This is a genomic window from Mesorhizobium sp. WSM4871 (genome assembly GCF_055811295.1).
Genome location: NZ_JBVVPU010000085.1, coordinates 1 through 217, shown reverse-complemented (window position 1 = coordinate 217; position 217 = coordinate 1). Strand labels below are relative to the sequence as shown.

The following is a 217-nucleotide window of genomic DNA, read 5'->3' as shown; positions in this document are numbered from 1 at the left end:
CATCGCAGCGATCACCGCCTCCGAAGCCGACATCCACCCCCAAGGTCGGCATAATCCGGACATCGGCATAATGGACGCGGCACCTCTGCCATGTCGCGCACAGCACCCTGGTGACGGCCGCCTTGATGCCTTCGTGGGCATCGGAGACGACGAGCTTGACGCCGCGCAGGCCGCGACGGGTCAGCTTGCGCAGGAACTCCGTCCAGATCGGCTCGGC

1 protein-coding gene is annotated in these 217 nt (G+C 66.4%); it reads right to left on the bottom strand.

The genetic code is table 11. The annotated features are described in order from the left end of the window. The coding region (locus tag AC0L2H_RS32620) for a transposase (protein ID WP_473593695.1) at positions 1-217 on the bottom strand (217 nt) is incomplete at both ends.